Below are 18,031 nucleotides of genomic sequence, written 5' to 3'. Positions count from 1 at the left end.
GCGATGGCGGGCAAAACCGTCGAACTCAAGCTCAGCGGCGTGCGATTCCGGGCGGATGTGTTCCTCAACGGCCAGCCGCTGGGCGGCTACGACACCGACCAGATGCCGCAGACCGTCGACCTGACCGAAACCGCCAAAATCAGCCACGAGAACGAACTGCTGATCGCGGTGACCGACTGGATCAACCAGGTTCAGCCGGAACTCAAGGAGGCCTACGCCAAGGTCGCGATCAATAACAGCGGGCCGGGCGGCAAGCCGTTCATCCGGCCGCATGGCTCCGGCGTTTCGCCCGCGGGCATCATCGACCCGATCGCCATCGTCGCGACCGATCCGGTGGCCATCGAGACGTGCTACGTCACGCCGTCGGTTCGCGAAAAGTCGCTGACCGTCAAAACGACGATCGTCAACCGCACCGCCGAACCGCGCGAGGTCCGGCTGACGCATCGCATGATTGACAAGGGCGAACTCGTGCTCGAAGGTCCGGAACAGATGCTGACCGTCGAACCGGGCCGTAGCGAGGTAACGCAGACCATCGCCGCCGACCTGTCGAAGCTGACGCTCTGGTGGCCGGGCCAGCCGTACCTCTACCGCCTGCGCTCGGAGCTGCGCGACGCCGACACCCTGCGCGACCGGCTCGACACGCGGTTCGGATTCCGCGAGTTCCGGCCCGACGGCGCGGTGTTCCGGATCAACGGCGTGGCCATCCGCCCGGGCCTCGGGGCCAACATGCCGTACGGATTCCCCGGCTTCGACAGCCAGGTGCGCGGCTGGTACGAAACCCGCCGGTACTTCGAAGACCTGCTGGACTTCAACATCGACCTGGTGCGGTTCCACTCCGAGCCTTTCGCGATCCTGATGTACGACGCCGCCGATGAAGCCGGCCTGATGATCGCCTCGGAGGCGATCATGAGCTCGATCCCCTGCGCCTACAACTGGCCGGACGAGCGCCTCTGGCAGACGCTGGCTGAGTACTATCCGCGATGGGTCTTCCGCGAGTTCAACCATCCGAGCCTGGTCGTCCGCAGCATGGAAAACGAACTGGGCTATTACATGCCCGAGTCCGGCCCGCACACCGCGGTCGGCTCCGAGCAGGACGTCCGGCGCACCCGCGACGGCATGCGCGAACTCGGCCGCCTCGTCCAGCGGCTCGACCCCTCGCGACCAATCATGTACGATGGCTCCGGCCCGGTCTTCTACGACGTAGCCGACATCTACAACGTCCACTATCCCGGCCTGCCCGGCGGCGAAAAGCTGTTTCCGGTCACCAGCCGGTGGATCTCCATGCGGCTCGACAGCTACATCGCCAAAGACTGGCTGTGGGACCGGGCCAAACCGCTGGTGGTCGGCGAGTGCGACTGCTGCCTGGGCGTCACGCCCGGCCCGTGCGCCGCGATCGCCGGCGACGCCGTCTACGTGCGCGACTGGCACGACGTGGCCCAGATGACCAACTGGCCGATGACCGTCGAGGGCCAACGCATCGACGGAGTCTCAGCCGCCTATCCGTGGACGCCGATATGGCCGCGAACGCTGCCGTTCGACGAAGCGACGCCCAAACTCAAACAGTACAAGGAACTGATCGCGCCGCTGACGACGCTGATCCACCAGCATCGCCGCGGCTACTTCGGCGGACGGGAAATCATCCGTACGCTGACCACGATCGACGACTCGCTTTCGCCGCAGGAGATGACCGTGCGCTGGCGGCTGAGCATGCTGGACGGCCAGACGATCCAGGAAGGTTCGTCGATCGTGTCCCTGGAACCGACGCAGATGAAGCGGACGCAGGTCACGCTGAACCTACCCGCGGTGACCGCGCCGACCAAAGCCGAGTTCGTCGTCGAAACCCTGACCGACGGCGTCGTCCGGCACACCTCGCGGCGGGAGTTCGAGATCTTCCCGGATGACTCACCGACGCTGACCCTCTCAGCCCGATTCGGCCACGTGGGCATGGACACAGCCGTTTTCGACCGGCTAGGCGTCGCGGTCAAGACGGTCGAAGGCGATCTGTCAGACCTGGACGTACTGCTGATCGACGGCAACGCGGAGACTCTGCCCTTCAGCCCCGAATCGCTGGATGAATTCATCGCCAACGGCGGCCGCGTGGTGGTCTTCGGCGGCGATCAAACGCCGGCCTACCTGCCGGTCCAACCCGAACTGGTCAAGGCCGACAAAGATCTCCAGCGAACCAGCGACGTCGACGAAAATACATTGGAAACGCTGCCCAATCCCGGATCGTCCGCGACCATCATCTTCCCTCGCCGCCCGGAGCATCCGCTCCTGACCGGGCTGACCGAGGATCGCCTGCGCTTCTGGCGTGAGGACCATCTGACTGCGCTGATGACCTACGAGAAGCCGACCCACTTCTCCGCCCGGACCATCGCCGACTGCGGCGGTGGATTCAAGGACGCCGCCCTGCTCGAAGTCGCCCACGGCAACGGCTTGATCGTCCTGAACCAGATGGCGACCGTCGAACTCTTCGACGATCAGCCCGCAGCCCGAATGCTCCTGACGAACCTGCTGAACTACGTGGATGCCTATCGCGGCGTCGGAGCCAAGCCTCTCGGCGTGGTGGCCGATGCCAAATCGATGACCATGACGTTCCTGCGATCGCTGGGCGTCGAGGCCTATCCGATCCTCGGCCGGCTGGGCGAGATCGCCGACCTCTCGACCTACGGTGCCCTGATCGTCGAAGCCGACGAGACCGCGCTGAACGAACTGAACGCCAACCGCGAGGCCCTGACCCGCTTCGTCGAATCGGGCGGCGTCGTCTGGCTCCACCGTCCCACATCGCAGCACACCGACCTGCTCAACTCGCTGCTTCCGGTCCCGGTGCAAATCCGCAGCCTGACGCTCAACCGCCCGATCCGCATGGCCGCGCGCGGCCTGGCCGCCGGCGTGACCAACGAGTCAGTCTACTGGGCAACCGGCCGGCCGCCCTACACCAGCCCGGTCGATCCGCGGGTGGCCAAACATTACATCGACGCCGCGGAAGGCGACGCCGTCGAGCTGCTGGCCGATCCGCCGGTCATCGCTGCGATCAGCGCCGGCCGCGGAAGCTGGCTCATCGACGAGGTCGACTGGGAAAACGAGTTCAAGGAGCGCAAAGCCGCCCAGTCGTACGTCCGGCCGATCCTGGCCAACCTCGGGCTTCAGATCCGCCCCCGCGACGAGGCGGCGCCGACCCTCGATCTGGGCTTCCACCCGGTCGATATCGCCTCCCTCTGCAACAGCGGCCTGACCGGCGGCATCTGGGGCGGCTCGGCCATGGGCATGCACAAACTGCCGACCGGCTCGCAGCGATTTGGCGGCGTCGAATACCAAATCGTCGATCCGAACGCCAACAACGGCCTGGCCTGTGCCAGCCTCTACGCCGCCGACCACAATCCGCAGGGCGTTAAAGAAATCGCCATCCCTCTCGATACCCGGGCTGCGTGCGTCAACCTGCTGGTCACGAGCCTCTGGACCAACCCGCTGTCGGTCGGAACGAAAGTGGCGAACGTCGAGATCATCTACGCCGACGGCGCCGTCGCCATCGCCGACGTCCGCTACGGCCCGGACGTCGAAGACTGGTGCCGGACCGACCGCAGCCCCGAAGTTCTGCACCCAGCCGTGGTCTGGGTCGGCCCCGAATTCCCTCATCCGGGCCTCTATCAGTACGTCTGGAACAACCCGCGCCCCGATCAGGCAATCCGCCGAATCGTCCTGCGGCCGGCGAACGAAAGCGGCTTCCTCGCCCTCTTCGCCGTCACCACGCAGGATCAGCCGTCGCCCGACCAGGCGACCGAATGGGTGCCCGGACTGCCCGTCCCGGAAAACCAGGACAAATCGAAAGCCGAAGGCCAATAGCGCCAGGGAGTGACCCAAAATGAACCGTCGAACAAAACCAGGCTTCACCCTGATAGAACTGCTCGTCGTCGTCGCCATCATCGCCGTACTGGTCGCCTTGCTGCTGCCCGCGCTACAGAAACCAAGGGCCATGGCCTACCAGCTCTCGTGCCGGAACAATCTGCGGCAGATCGCCACCGGTACGCTCATCTACGCCGGCGAAATCGGGGACCGGCTGGCCATCTACAACCGACCGTGGGTCGGCTCGCCTTCCTGGCTGTGTTACGTCGCCGATATGCAGGACCTGATCCGACTCGGCCTCTACAAATACGTCGGCGGCCAGACATTCTGGTGGGGTTTATGGAACTATCCCAATCCGCACACCCTCTGGATGTGCCCAGCCGAAGAGGGTTCCGGCGCGCCGGAAGGGTTCTGGTCCCACGGCAGCAGCTATGACTTTGAGTGGCAGTACATGGACGTCAAGATCGACAGTCCCATGATTCCGCGCAGTTGGGAGTATTACAACGGCAACTACCACAACTGGGAATGGCTCTATGACCAGGTGCCCACGACCGAAGCGCCGTTCTTCTTCGACCATCATATATACCATCACCGATTCGGCATGACCGGGAACATGGTGTTCATCGATGGTCATGTGGGAAGCATAGCGTGTCCGTATCTGGACCCCAGCAAACGCTAGGAGACTACGTTACCAAGCCGAAGACGCCCCTGAAACGCGCCGTCGGTTGCGACACAAAGGTTCAAGTCTGGATGGACGATATGGCCCAAAGAAGAACATTGTCCCTCGTTAAGCTACTGATGGTCGTCGCGGCCATCACGATGCCGGTCTCGCCTCTCAGCTATTCCGGTTTCGACTACTGGAGTCGCGCAGAGCTGTCTGCACGCCCAAACAATGCAGCCGATGGAGGCATCGGCTTCGAATGCCGGTATAACACATAGCGTCTCTGCCGCGAATACCAACCTCTTCAATCAAAGGAGCAGGAATGCGCAGCGTAATGATCGCACTTGGTGTCTTGTCGATTCTCTCGGTTCCGGCCGGCTCGGCGGCTGAGAAGCTGCTCTTTAAGGCCGGTTTCGCCGAGATCGCCGATCCGCCGCAGACCGCGCCGATGCTGCCGCTTGACACGCAGCCGGCCCCAGCTGAGGCTGGCATCGACTTCAATAACCTCAAGGACCCCAAATTCACGCCCACCTTCCAGACCCGAGACCCGGTCAAGTACCGCGTCAACGGCTTTTCCGTCTGCCACGTCAACGTCCACGGATCGATGGAGATCGACCTGCAAGCCGACGACGGCGAGGTCTGGATGCGCGGGACCAACCCGAAAGTCTCCGGCTACATCGGCAAGCGATTCCTCGATCAGGACCCGACCCGAATCGAAGCCACCGTCCGCCGTCTCCAGCCCGAAGAAGGCGGAGTCGTCTACCTCTGGATTTCCGATGTCATCACCAACGCCTACGTGATGATTGCCTCGTTCCGCGGCGAGGACAACCAGGGCGCGTGGGCGATCAACTACAACGACAACGGCGGATGGGACGACTGGAAGGTGTGGCTCAACACCCTCGGAGCCAACTGGACGCAGCCGGTCAAACTCGCGATCGGCGTGGTGCGGCCCGGCGTCTTCCAAGCCTACGTCAACGACAAACCTGTCGGCCCCGAACTGGCTGTGCCCAACCTTCGCCATCTGACCGAGATGCGGGTCGCCTGCGACGCCCGCGAAAAAGGCGTCCGCGTCGTCGAGGTCGCCGCCTGGCGAGATGAAAGCCAGGTCTCCAACGAGCCAAGCACGCTGGACCTGACCGTCAGCCCGCTCGACAAGACCGCCTTCACGCCGACCAATCCCTACGGCAACGCCATCCAGATTGACTACCCGTTCCGCGGCGCCTCCGACGCCATGAACGACCCGGAACTCTTCCCGGAACTGGTCCACGCGCTGCAAGAAATGCGCATCCGCCTGATCCGCTTTCCGGGCGGCAACTCCGCCTACTGGTACAGCATCCACGGCCCCGAGTCGATGGACGGCTTCCGCAAGCTGATCGGCGACTATCCGCTCGACCGGTCCAAGTTCGGCTGGGCCGATGCCCGAGAGTTCTTCAAACTCTGCAAGGAGGCGGGCGCCGATGCGGTCTTCCAGTTGAACCTGGGCTACTGGTACGATCCGGAAACCAAAGAGGCCTACCGCATCGCCCTCCAGGACACCCAGCTCTCCTGGCCGGCGCCGGAGGGCGTGGACCGGCCGCTGGACCCCAAGGTCCGACCGCTCGAATACCATCTCGACAAGTTCCAGAACGCCCTCGACGACGCCAAAACCCTCGTCCGCTGGGCCGCCGAAATCGGCGTCAAGGTCATCTGGGAGTTCGGCAACGAGGACATGGTCTACTTCTGCCCCAAAACCTACGTCGGGGTCAGCCACGAGTTCTACAAGGCCATCAAGGAGGTCGATCCCAACGCCCAGTTCGCCATCTACGGCGACGGCATCACCTGGTCCGACTGGTCGTGGCCCTTCGCCGTCTTCGAGGAAATGGCCAGAGTCGGCATGAAGGACATCGCCTACACCTCCCATCACGAGTACCTCTTCGGCGGCACGGGCATCCCCTTCAGCGACGGCCAACACGTCTACGACGGCGGCATCGCCGCCTGGTCCAACATCGCGCGCCTCCGCGACGGCGTGCGAAAGAAACTCGACGAGCTGGGCTACACCCACACCCAACTGGCGATGACCGAAGGCAACTTCGCCGCCGGCGGACCGCTGCCCGGCGCGCCGCACGAGCACGGCATGGGCCGAAGCCTCGCCGAAGCATGGATATTTCCCGCCCGGATCAAAAAACACGCCATGCTCGTCCACCACGACCTGGTCCGAAGCGTTGCCCAAGAAGGCACCTGGTTCTGCCGCATATTCTACTTCCCGGAGAACCCCAAGGGCGAGCGCTACGAACTCCCGCTGCCCGCCCAGGTCATGAAGATCATGGGCGATCACGCCCTGCGCGAGATTATCTTCGACTTCGGCGGCGTCACCGTCTCGCAGTGGACCGACGGCCTGCTCGTGACGGTCGGCAACGCCCTGGCGACCCCGCGCCCGGTGCGCCTGACGCTCGACGGATCGCGCGAGTTCGGCCCAGCCGAACAGGCGAACGGCTACCGAAGCGAGAACCTCGATACGATGGCGTTCGAGACGATCCAGGTCCCGGTGACCACCGACGGCCGAACCTGCCAGGTCACCGCACCGCCGTTCTCGTTCTGCTACTTCAAAATCCCCGCCAAGTAAGGCCCTCTTCAAGGAGACGCTGCATGCGACGGATGCTCGCGTTGGCGGCCGGCCTCGTGCTGGCCTCGTTGGGTTCGGTCCAGGCAAAGACGCTGCTGCTTTCCCACTGGAATTCGCGCCTCGACGCCGAGGTGGCCGGCGGTTCGCCCGCCGCCGTCGTCGAGGGCGACGTCTTCTCGGGAACCTTCGGCTACCCGTTCTCCAACAGCATGCCCGCCGTCGGCGGCTTGGAGATCGCCGGCAGGGGCGCGCTCGCCTACGACGCCGCCGGCAACCTCGATCCGGCCCAGGGCACGATCGAGTTCCGCACGTACCTGCGACAGACGCCCGACCAGGGTCGCGTCGTCCTGCTCGACGCGGGAACGCTCAGCATCGCCCTCGACGCCGATAAAAAGATGCTGGTCTACGCCATCGGCGACTGTTCTGTTTCGACCACGGTCCAGTGGCGGGCCAACGCCAAATGGCATCACATCGCCGCCGCGTGGAGCCTCGAACGCCACCACATGAAGCTCTTTATCGACGGGCGGTTCGCCGGCGCGACGGGCATCCGCGAGCCCGTGAGCGTCGAAGGCAAGCACATCCGCATCGGCCCGGACGCCAACGCCGCCTTCGACGAACTGCGAATCCTCGACTACCAAGCCGACGAAATCGAAATCGGCGAGCACTACTGCCGTGAGTACGAATTCGCGCCGCAGGAGCCGCGGCCGCAGGACCTCTTCGAGCCGATCGACATCTCGCCGGTCGCCAACACCGGCTTTGTCGACGAGGAAGCCGCCGATGAGAAAGGCGGCTGGTCCGACCAGGGCGCTGGCAACGACGCCCGTGAAATCCCCATCGGCCGGATGATGTGCCTCGATATCCCCTTTGATATCGCCGCGCCCGTCGACGGCAACACCTGCGTGGCGGTGCGCGGATCGCGGCGGATGTATTTCGCCCCCAAATCCGCCCCGCTGGCGATCGGCAAGACCTACCGCGCCCTGCTGTTCCTCCACACCGCAGCGTGGTGCATGCACCCGAACCTCCACGCCGCCGACTACCACATCGAATACGCCGACGGCACGACCGTCGACGTACCGGTGGTCTCCGCCGTCCACGTCGGCGACTGGTGGTACCCGCAAGACCTCCAAGCCGCCCGGGTCGCCTACACCGCCCCGGCCACCGGCCGCGCCCTCTACATGATGAAGTGGGACAACCCGCACCCGGAAAAGGTCATCAAGTCCATCGTCTTCGAGTCCAACGAGACCGACCTGGTGCCCATCTGGGTCGGCCTGACCGGCGTCAAAACGACCATCCCGCCGACCTGCGTTCAGGGCCTGGATCGCATGTTCTTCCTCGCCTCAGACGACGCGGGCATTCCACCCGAAACGATCGTCAAGGACTACGCCGACGTCGCCGCCCGCCGCCAAGCGATCGTCGCAGCGGTTCAAAGCCTGGAAAAAGAACCCCTCGAAATGGCCCTCGACGCCGCCCGCATGGCCGACATGTACCGGCAGATCGCCAGAATCTATCTCGATGCGGGACTGGCTGCGGCACAGAAGATTGGCACGCTCGACACGCAGGCGGCCGCGCCGAACGAAGACCAACTCACCGCGATGCGCGAAGCGGTGACCTATCTGCAGTACGCCGGCCGATGCGCCGATGAGGCCCAAACCCGCCTGACCCAGTCGCGTGAGACCAAAATCGGCGAGAATTTCCTCAAGATCCAAGCCGAGTATCCCAAAGCCGCCGCCACGGACCAGCCCCAGAGCACAGCCGACGCGCCGCGACTCAGCGTCCTGCTCAATGGCGTCTGGGAAGCCGGAACCGGCGGCACGCCGGACGACCCGCCATCCGAATGGCAGCCGGTGCGCATGCCGCACCAGGACGGCACGATCAAGAACCAGACCTGGCTCCGCAAAGAGATATGGATTCCGCCGTCATGGTCCGCCAGCCGGCTGGCCATCGCGTTCAGCCGCATCCGCTCCTACGGCGCGGTCTTCGTCAACGGCCATTTCGCCGGCGATCACCTCGGCGTCGACCCCTTCGAGGTCGATATCACCCCATTCGCCGCGCCGGGAAAACTCAACGTCGTCCACGTCTATACCGAAGGCAGCGGCCGGGCCCACTTCGCCTTCGTCCCGCGCGACAAGAAATCCCTCGGCCTCGGCGGCCAGCGCTGGTTCGCCACTGCCGCGGACTACCACCACGGCGTCTGGGAGGACATAACCCTCCACAAACGCCCGCCGCTCGCCGTCCAGGACGTGCTCATCCGCCCGGGACAGGCCAAGGAAAGCGTCCTGATGACGCTGGAGGTCGCCAACCGCACCGACGCCGCTCGAAAAGTGACGCTGCGACCGGTCATCCGGCGCGACGGCGAAACCTGCTTCAAGCTGCCGCCTCAGACGGTCGATCTGGCCGCCGGCGGGCACGCGGCCCTGCGCTTCGAGCAGGTCTGCGAGGGCATCCGGCACTGGGGAATCGGCGGCGACTACGGCGATCCGGTGCTCTACTTCATGGACATCGAAGTCAACGAAAACGGCCAGACGGTCGACCGCGACGTCGTGCGATTCGGCCTGCGGACCTTCCAAATCGACGGCACCCGGTTCAAACTCAACGGCAAGGACATCGTCCTTCAGGGCGACCACCTCTGGGCCACCGAAGGCCACGGCGCCGAAGCCTCCCGCTGGTGGAAGTTCCGCTACTACCGCCTCGCCCGCGACGCCAACTTCAACCTGGTCCGGTACCACTGGTTCACCTCTGCCCCCGAAAGCAGCTACACCGTGGCCGACGAACTCGGCCACCTCGTCGAGCCCGAAGGCGACATGCCCATCGGACGCGGAGTCCCCTCGGACTACTACGGCCGGGCCAACTTCGACGACCCAGCCTGGCGGCGCGGAATCGAACGCTACTACCGCAACATGGCCAGACGCTATCGCCACCACCCCTCCGCCGTGATCTTCTCGCTGACCAACGAGCTCTTCCAGAGCTCCGACGAGTGGATTCCCGACGGCATCCGCCGCTTCCTCGCCTTCGGCCAACTCGTCCGCGACACCAACCCCAACATGATCACCACCGAACAGGGCAACAACGGCTACGAAGGCTTCCCCATCGTCGATATCCACTACGCCAGCCGCAAGTTCCTCGCCGACTGGCCCACACGCAACGACCGGCCCGCCATCAACGGCGAGTGGAGCGTCTATGAGGGCGGTTACTTCGCCATGAACAGCGTCCTCGACCCCAACCGCGCCGCCGAGGCCGTCCCGCGAACCGCCAAAAAGTTCCACGACGATATCCGCTTTGAGATCGAAAACGGCGTCGCCGGAACCATGCCCTTCCCCGCCTTCTACATCGGCTCCTTCACCACCGCCAAACGCGAGTGGATGAGCCCGTGGGCCGACCTCTACAAGGAAAACCTCGCCGAGTACGGCCGCGGCGACCGCTGGTACATGCCCGAAGGGGCCAACGTCCTGATCGACCAGATTCCATGGCCCAGCCTCTCCGGCCCGGACGTCAAGGTCGAAAGTTTCGCCTGCGGCACGCAGTGCGACAACATCAACTGGTTTGACCCGAACCGCCCGGAAGTGACCATGAACCCGGTCTGGGACGCCTTCCGCCAGGCCTTCAATCCGATGCCGCCGCTGCAACCGACCAAGGCCCCCGAACTGATCGTCACCGTCCTCGACCAAACCGGCAACCCCTGCGACGGGGCGATCGTCGTCCTCACGCCCGCCGGCGGCCAGTCCGCCAACCCGTCCGGCGTCCTGACCGACCCAGCCGGAACCGCCTGGTTCGTCCTGGCTGAACCCGGACCGTACCGCGTCGAAGCCTGCTTCCGCGGCCAAACCGTAGCCGCCGAGGTGGCCACCCGCGAAACGCCACTGGCCGCCAAACCCGGCTACGACGACATCGACCGCTGCCAACTGCGGCTCACGCCGTGATCGGACCATATCGCCGCGGTAAGGAAGTGGACATCCCTCCTCGCCAATGGGTATACTTTTTGAGATTGAAACCCGCGGTGGTTCGTGTGAAAATCCCCGCCAATCAGCACGGCACAAAACCCTGTTAGCAGTTCGAAAGGACAAGGCATGGCAAAGTTCAAGAAAGCCAGCGACATTAAGGTCGGCGTCATCGGTTACGGACCGGCGTTCGGTATGGGCCCAGCCCACCTCAACCAGATGCGCGACGCCGGCATGACCCCCGCCGTCGTCAGCGACCTCGACCCGGCCCGACTCGAAGTCGCCAAAAAGGACTTCCCCGGCATCCAGACCTTCACCTCCGTCTCCGAAATGCTCAAAAAGTCCGATGTCAACCTCGTCGTCATCATCACCCCGCACAACACCCACGCCAAGCTGGCCCTCCAGTGCCTCAAGGCCGGCCGACACGTCGTCTGCGAGAAACCCTTCGCCATCACCACCGCCGAGTGCGACGCCATGATCGCCGAGGCCAAGAAACGCAAACTGGTCGTCTCCGCCTACCACAACCGCCACTGGGACGGCTGGATCATGCAGGCCGTCAAGGTCATCAAGCAGGGCAAAATCGGCGACGTCGTCCGCGTCGAAGCCCACATGGGCCGCTACGGATGCCCGGGCAACTGGTGGCGGACCAGCAAGACCATCTCCGGCGGAATCATGTACGACTGGGGCGCCCACCTGCTCGAATACTCGCTCCAGGTCATCAACTCCGAAATCCGCGAGGTTACCGGATTCGCCAAAAATGGCGTCTGGGCCGCCAAGACCGCCTGGAAAAAGGACACCAACGAGGACGAAGCCCAAGCCGTCGTCCGATTCGCCAGCGGCCAGTGGCTCAGCCTCTGCATGACCGCCATCGACTGCAACCCCAAACGAGGCATGCTCGAAATCACCGGCACCAAGGGCACCTACATCATGGGCGGCGAGGAATGGGAAATCATCACCCCCACCGAAAACGGCCAGCAGATCGAAAAGGGCAAGAACCCGCCCGCCGAGTACTGGCGATTCTACAAGAATATCGCCGACCACCTCGTCAAGGGCGAGCCGCTGGTCATCACCGGCGAGTGGGCCCGCCGTCCCATCCACATCATCGACCTCGCCTGCCAGAGCGCCAAAAAGGGCCTGAGCCTCAAAGCCAAGTACGGATAACGCAACGCAAGGAAGCGAAAGACCACCACGACGTCCGGCGCTGCCGACGCGGCGCCGGGCGTCTTCACAACGTTTCCATACGGTCAATGACCTTTCAGGAGACGCGACGATGAAGACTCCCTCCGACCGCATCATCCTGTCCAGCCCGGTCACCCACTGCGACTGGATCTGGCGGTTTCCCAAACAGCTCGGCCACGGCAAACCCAGCGTCCGGCGGATCTGCGACCGCTGCAAAGAGGCCGGCTGGACCCGACTCTATTGGCGCACCTTCGACGGCGGACGGGCCCTCTACGACAGCAAATTGCTCGAATCCGAAGCCGTGGGTTACGACGCCGACTGCTACCACGCCTGGGCTTCGCCCGGTCAGGTTGACACCTCCTTCATGAAAGGCTACCGCAACTTCGACTGCCTCGCCGAAGCCGTCGAATACGGCCATAAGATCGGCCTCGAAGTCCACGCCTGGCTGAGCATCAACGAGGACGACCACGCCTGGGGAATCGCCAGCCGATTCGCCCGTCACAACCCGCACCTCAGATGGGTCAAACGCGGCGGCATCCCCTACAACTCCCAGCTCAGCTTCGCCTTCGAAGAGGTCCGCGAGTACAAACTCGGACTCCTCCGCGAAATCCTCGCCTACGACATCGACGGTGTCTTCTTCGACTGGATCCGAACCGGCGACGTCCGCAACAACCCGCAGGTCACGCCTTGCGGCACCGGCGACTTCGGCTACGAAAAACCGATGATCGAAGGCTTCAAGAAGAAGTTCGGCATCGACCCGCACACGATACCGAACAACGACGAACGCTGGGTCGCCTTCCGCGCTGCCCCGATCACCGCCTTCGCCCGCCAGGCCAAACGACTTGTCAAAGCCAAAAACCGCAACCTCCCGATCGCCGCCATGGTCAACCATCCGTGGTCCTACCGCGGCCAAGACGGCCGCATCAACGGAAGCTACTACGGCCTCTTCCTCGACCTGGAAACCTGGGTCCGCCAGGGCCTCGTCGACGACCTCGTCGCCGCCGGCTACTACCTCAAGGGCGGAACCGCCGCCAAAGCCTACAAGTACCTGCGCGATATCGCCGGCGACCGCTGCAACGTCTGGCTCTACTGGTGGGTGCCCGCCGACCGCGAAGACTTCCAAAAAAGCCTCCGCACCGCCCGCCGCCTGGGCTCGCCGCAAATCCTCTACTGGGAATCCGACTACGTCGGCCTGCCCCCCGACGGACGCGAACAGGCCGTCCAGGCCATGAACGAGTACGCGATCGGGTAACAGTTCATCGGCCGCCTCTACGCCGGCGCAAGCCGATACCGTCCGCCTCGCCGAGTCTCAAACTCGACCAACCCGCCGCGGCAGCGGACCTCGCCCTCCGCCTGGCCCTCAAACCGATACGCCTCCCACGGCAAGCGAACCCGGCACGTCCCGCCCAGCCGCGACTCGATCTCAACAAACTCCACCCGTCCCGCGCTGATCGAGGAACGCACCACAAAACCGCCCCGCGCCAACAGCCGAAACGACGCATCCCACCGCCTCGGCCACGCCGCGAACACGCGAATCGCCTCCAACTCGCCCGGACGCCGCGACACGCTCTGCAGCAACCCCTCCTGCAACGCCGTCGTAATAATCCCCAGCGGCTCAACCGACATCGCCTGATGCCCTTCAAACCGGCTCATCCCGTTCGCCATTGGCGAAAATGCCGCATCGTACCGGGCCAGCACCTCAGGTAGAAACTCGCCCAACCCCGCCCGCGCCACCGCGACCGGCGTGCGGTCGGCGGTATTGGAGTGTTCGCCCTCCAGAATGGATTTGAGCCTCGGAGCGAGGGAAACCAATTTCCGCACGATCCGCGCCGTCTCCGGATCGTCGGTCTCCAGCGTCCAATCCTCAAACGGAAACACCGGCGTGAGCCACACGTCCTCGCAGAGCTTGTTCACGCAAACCGCCCCAAGATGCCCGACCGACCACACGTCCTCGGCCAACGCGCCGCCTTCGATCGCCTGCGACTCCGCATCGCAACCCATCGGATACGGCGCCACTCGCTCCAGCAAATCCCGCCAGCCCGCCCGAAGATCGCGATCGGTATCGAGCATCTCCGCCACGCGGATCGCCAGCGGCGCCACACCCCGAATGGCCGCCAGATCCATGATCCCGTCATCCACGCCCCAGAACGCCTCGTGCACGTTCGTGCCGCAAACATGCAGCCGGCCGTCCGCGCCCTCACGAACCAACCCGCGATAAAACTCCACCGTCTCACGCAACAGCGGATACGCAACACGCCCAAGCCAATCCACATCGCCCGTGTACCGATATCGCCACCAGGCCTGAATAGCCACCTCGCACCCGGACGACACCAGATGGCTGATCCACGAAAACCGCCCTTCCGCCTGCGCCGCCGGCCACGCGACCGTCCGAAGGCTGCTGTCGAACCGGCAAAGCTCCTTCGTCTCGCTCGACAACGCCGCCACCGGCTTGCGGCCCAGGTATGCCTCCTGAAACTCGCAGCCCGCCCCATCCGGCAAGACCGTCGGCCCGTCGAACGCGTTGGTCTCCGGAAAAAACGCCCCCCCAACCCCCCACCGCTGACGCGCCGCCGCTCGGCACGCCTCAAGCTGATCGCCGTACATACGGAAAAACGGCTCCGTCAGCTCGATCAGATCAGCCGCGTAGAGCGGAAAGTACAAACTCTCCGTCGTCCACACCCAATACTGCGAACCCCACGAACGCACGTCCCCCTCCGTCACAAACAGCGAACCGTTCCACTTCGGCGGAACCGGCCCGCGCGACGTGCTCCCCAGATGGTACAGGTGCAGATCGCGGAGGTGTTCGAGCCGCCTGGCCGCCGGATCCTCGCTGGCGATCGAAACCTCGCTTCGCGACCAGAACGCCGACCACCAGCGCCGATGGTCGATCTGAAGCTCATCGTACGACCGGCCTCGAACCTCGCCAAGCAGATCAACCACAGTGGCGGTCAAATCGGCCTCCCGCGACCTCGAACCGGCACTGGCAACCACAATCAGCGACTTGCCTCCTGACGCTTTGGCCAGCCGCATGCCGCCATCGCCCACAACCTCAATACTACCGCCTTCGACCATCGCGCCAACCGCCGACCCGCAGTAGTACCCCCCTTCCTCAAACGACCGCAGCACCAGCGCACAGCCGTCACGCTCAGTCAAACGCCACCGGGCCACATGCCCGCCGCTGCAAACCTCAAGCGGACCCCACGCCGAAAGCTCAACCGTCAGACCCGCGCTCGCCTGCCGCCGGTCATCCACCTCGATCACCAGCAGGTCCCGCTCCGCCGAGACAAAACACCGTACCGCCACCGCCCTGCCGAAAACGCCCACCTCCGCATCGACCATCGAAAGCCGCTGCTCAAAATCCTCCCCGCAAAACACCTCGCCGCCCAACGCGACCCGAACCCTCGCGCACGCCCCGCAATAGTCCGCCGTCGTCTCGCCGCTGCTCATCGGCGCAGCCTGATCCAAACCGTGACCGCGATTCGCCGCGAACACGTCCGCCCGGTTGACCTGAAACTCCACACGCTCCGGGGCAGTCCAGACGAGGGTCCCCATCCGGCCGTTGCCGATCGGCAGACCCTCGTCGGACTTCTCCACCGGCTGGCGGAGAATCACGTCCCGCTTTTCGCCCGTCTGTGACATCCCAGCCTGGCTACTTCGGACACTTCTTGAGCACCATGAACCAGTCCAGCACCCGCGTGTCAGACGCCGGTTTCTCCACCCGCTCCTTCGCCGTCCCGCACGATCCCGGCGGCGGTACGATCACCTCGTCACCCGGCTGCCAGTTCGCCGGCGTCGCCACCTTCTGCGAGTCCGAAAGCTGCATCGCCACCAGCAGCCGCTTGATCTCCTCCATGTTTCGCCCGTTCGACAGCGGATAGTACAAAATCGCACGCACCACGCTCTCCGGGTCGATGATAAACACCGCCCGCACCGCCTGCGTGCTGCTCGCCGCCGGCTGGAGCATGCCGAACGCCTTCGACACCTCCATCGTCAGGTCGCTGATCACCGGGAAGTTCACCTCCACGCCCTTCATGCCCTTATACTCAATCTTCTCCTTGATCGTCCTCAGCCACGCGATGTGGCTGTACGTGCTGTCGATGCTCAACCCCAGCAGCTTGCAGTTGAGCTTCTCGAACTCCGGCTGCATCGTCGCGAACGTCATGAACTCCGTCGTGCACACCGGCGTGAAATCCGCCGGATGCGAAAAGAACACCACCCACTTGCCCGCAAAGTCCTCCGGAAACTTGATCGGCCCTTGCGTCGTCTCCGCCTCAAACGACGGCGCCTTCTCACCGATCAACGGAAGTCTCTGTTCATCGCACATCGTAGCCTCCTTTCATATGGTCTTTTCCTCTCGCCTGTCGCCCGGCGGTCACAGCGTCCGCATGAATGCAACCAGTGCCTGTTTCTCCTGGTCCGTCAGATTCAACTGCTGGATCAGGTTGAAAAACTCCACCGTGTCCTCAAGGGTCAGCAATCGCCCGTCATGCAAATACGGCGGCGAGTCCTTGATCCCGCGAAGCGGAAACGTCTTGATCGGGCCGTCCGACGACGCCATCCGCCCGTTGATCATCTTCGGCTCAAAGAACCGCTCCGCCCGCAAATTGTGCATCAGATTGTCCGTGTAGTACGGAGCGGCGTGGCACGTCGCGCACTGGCCCTTGCCGAAAAACACCTCCTGGCCCAAGAGCTCCTGCTCCGTCGCCTTCGACGGGTCCAGCTTGCCGTAGAGATCCAGCTTCGGGGCCGGCGGGAAGTCGAGGATGTTCATGAACTCACCCATGAAGTGAACCTGGCTCCCACGCTCCAGAACGTTGACCCCCTTCTTGGCCGCCATGACGTGATCGCCGTCAAAATACGCCGCCCGCTGCTCGAACTCCGTGAAGTCCTCCACGCTCTTGAGCCCACGCTGCGAACCGAAAAGCCGCTGTACGTTCACCCCCCGAAGCGTCGGCGTGTCCAGCCGGTGCCGAAACTCCTGCGGCCGAATGTCCCCCACCAGGTGCGTCGTCCCGTTCGAGTGGCCGTTCACGTGGCAGTCGAAACACGTCACGCCCAGGCTCGGACGCGACGAACGCCGGTCCTCCGTCCCGTTGAACTGCTGCTGCGGGAACGGAGTCACCAGCAGCCGCAACCCTTCAAGCTGCTTGGGATTCAAAATGCCGTTGAATATCGCGTGGAAGTTGTCGCTCGTGATCACCCGCCCCTTCGACACATCGCCCAAATCCGGACGAGTCGTCAGGTAGATCGCCGGCGGAAAATCAGGCAACAGATGGTCCGGCAGGTCGAAGTCCAGGTCGAACCGCGTCAGGTCGCGATCCGTCTGCCGCTTGAGCTCGTCGATGTGCGACTGCGGAAAAACCATCCCGCCCTCCGGATGATTCGGGTGCGGCAGAGGATAAAAACCCGCCGGCCACAAACCTTGCTCCCGAATCTCCTCCGGACTCATCGCCGCAAGCTGATGCCAACTCACCCCGTCCGCCAGCCGGACCCGAACCCCTTCCTGAACCGCCTTGCCTCCCGACATCGCCACGCCCTCCGCCGCCCGGTCCGACAGATCGTAGCGATCCCTCAGCAACTCCATGTGACGGGCCATGATCCCGTCCTTGGCCGCCGACATCCGGGCCATCGTCTGCTCGAACGACTCCTTGGCCACCACCGGCGAGTAACTCGACGGCGGTGACGCCGCCGTCATCTCGTCCTGCGCGAGCAATCCCGCCCCGCCGACCCCAAAAACTGTACACGCCAGCATCGAGAGCATTACCATACTGCTTCGCCTCATGGGAACTCTCCTTTCAATAAGATCTCCCG

9 protein-coding genes are annotated in these 18,031 nt (G+C 64.2%); 6 read left to right on the top strand and 3 right to left on the bottom strand.

Going from position 1 to position 18,031, the window contains the following annotated elements:
* From GXY33_16860 to GXY33_16835, 6 genes are all read left to right on the top strand, one after another.
* Window positions 1–3,843: hypothetical protein (locus tag GXY33_16860; protein ID NLX06809.1), on the top strand; the 3,843-nt coding region annotated here is incomplete at its 5' end.
* Window positions 3,844–3,862: 19 nt separating this feature from the next.
* The gene (locus GXY33_16855; protein NLX06808.1) at window positions 3,863–4,522 is read left to right on the top strand and encodes a prepilin-type N-terminal cleavage/methylation domain-containing protein; all 660 of its coding nucleotides are present in this window, start codon (window positions 3,863–3,865) and stop codon (window positions 4,520–4,522) included.
* 304 nt (window positions 4,523–4,826) lie between these two features.
* Complete coding sequence (locus GXY33_16850; protein ID NLX06807.1) at window positions 4,827–7,106, top strand: hypothetical protein; 2,280 nt, start codon at window positions 4,827–4,829, stop codon at window positions 7,104–7,106.
* A 23-nt stretch (window positions 7,107–7,129) separates the two neighbouring features.
* Complete coding sequence (locus GXY33_16845; GenBank protein NLX06806.1) at window positions 7,130–11,023, top strand: hypothetical protein; 3,894 nt, start codon at window positions 7,130–7,132, stop codon at window positions 11,021–11,023.
* Between the two features lie 147 nt (window positions 11,024–11,170).
* A complete protein-coding gene (locus GXY33_16840; protein NLX06805.1) occupies window positions 11,171–12,202 on the top strand; it encodes a Gfo/Idh/MocA family oxidoreductase in 1,032 nt (343 codons plus the stop codon).
* A 109-nt stretch (window positions 12,203–12,311) separates the two neighbouring features.
* On the top strand, window positions 12,312–13,472 hold the full coding sequence (locus GXY33_16835; GenBank protein NLX06804.1) for a family 10 glycosylhydrolase: 1,161 nt from the start codon (window positions 12,312–12,314) through the stop codon (window positions 13,470–13,472).
* 17 nt (window positions 13,473–13,489) lie between these two features.
* On the opposite strand, the gene GXY33_16830 is transcribed toward GXY33_16835, so the two are convergent.
* From GXY33_16830 to GXY33_16820, 3 genes are read right to left on the bottom strand one after another with little or no spacing between them, the layout of a single operon-like run.
* Window positions 13,490–15,859 (bottom strand): hypothetical protein, encoded by a 2,370-nt coding sequence (locus GXY33_16830; protein NLX06803.1) that lies wholly within the window; start codon window positions 15,857–15,859, stop codon window positions 13,490–13,492.
* A gap of 10 nt (window positions 15,860–15,869) precedes the next feature.
* On the bottom strand, window positions 15,870–16,544 hold the full coding sequence (locus tag GXY33_16825; GenBank protein NLX06802.1) for a peroxiredoxin: 675 nt from the start codon (window positions 16,542–16,544) through the stop codon (window positions 15,870–15,872).
* Window positions 16,545–16,592: 48 nt separating this feature from the next.
* Entirely contained in the window at window positions 16,593–18,002 is a 1,410-nt protein-coding gene (locus GXY33_16820) for a cytochrome B6 (GenBank protein ID NLX06801.1), read from the bottom strand.
* Between the last annotated feature and the right edge of the window lie 29 nt (window positions 18,003–18,031).

The organism is Phycisphaerae bacterium (assembly GCA_012729815.1).
Lineage (GTDB): Bacteria > Planctomycetota > Phycisphaerae > JAAYCJ01 > JAAYCJ01 > JAAYCJ01.
This window is presented reverse-complemented; position numbering and strand designations above follow the sequence as displayed.

Coding starts and splice junctions, on each gene's coding strand:
- GXY33_16855 (NLX06808.1), top strand. CDS start 3,863: ATGAACCGTCGAACAAAACCAGGCTTCACCCTGATAGAACTGCTCGTC.
- GXY33_16850 (NLX06807.1), top strand. CDS start 4,827: ATGCGCAGCGTAATGATCGCACTTGGTGTCTTGTCGATTCTCTCGGTT.
- GXY33_16830 (NLX06803.1), bottom strand. CDS start 15,859: ATGTCACAGACGGGCGAAAAGCGGGACGTGATTCTCCGCCAGCCGGTG.
- GXY33_16845 (NLX06806.1), top strand. CDS start 7,130: ATGCGACGGATGCTCGCGTTGGCGGCCGGCCTCGTGCTGGCCTCGTTG.
- GXY33_16840 (NLX06805.1), top strand. CDS start 11,171: ATGGCAAAGTTCAAGAAAGCCAGCGACATTAAGGTCGGCGTCATCGGT.
- GXY33_16825 (NLX06802.1), bottom strand. CDS start 16,544: ATGTGCGATGAACAGAGACTTCCGTTGATCGGTGAGAAGGCGCCGTCG.
- GXY33_16835 (NLX06804.1), top strand. CDS start 12,312: ATGAAGACTCCCTCCGACCGCATCATCCTGTCCAGCCCGGTCACCCAC.
- GXY33_16820 (NLX06801.1), bottom strand. CDS start 18,002: ATGAGGCGAAGCAGTATGGTAATGCTCTCGATGCTGGCGTGTACAGTT.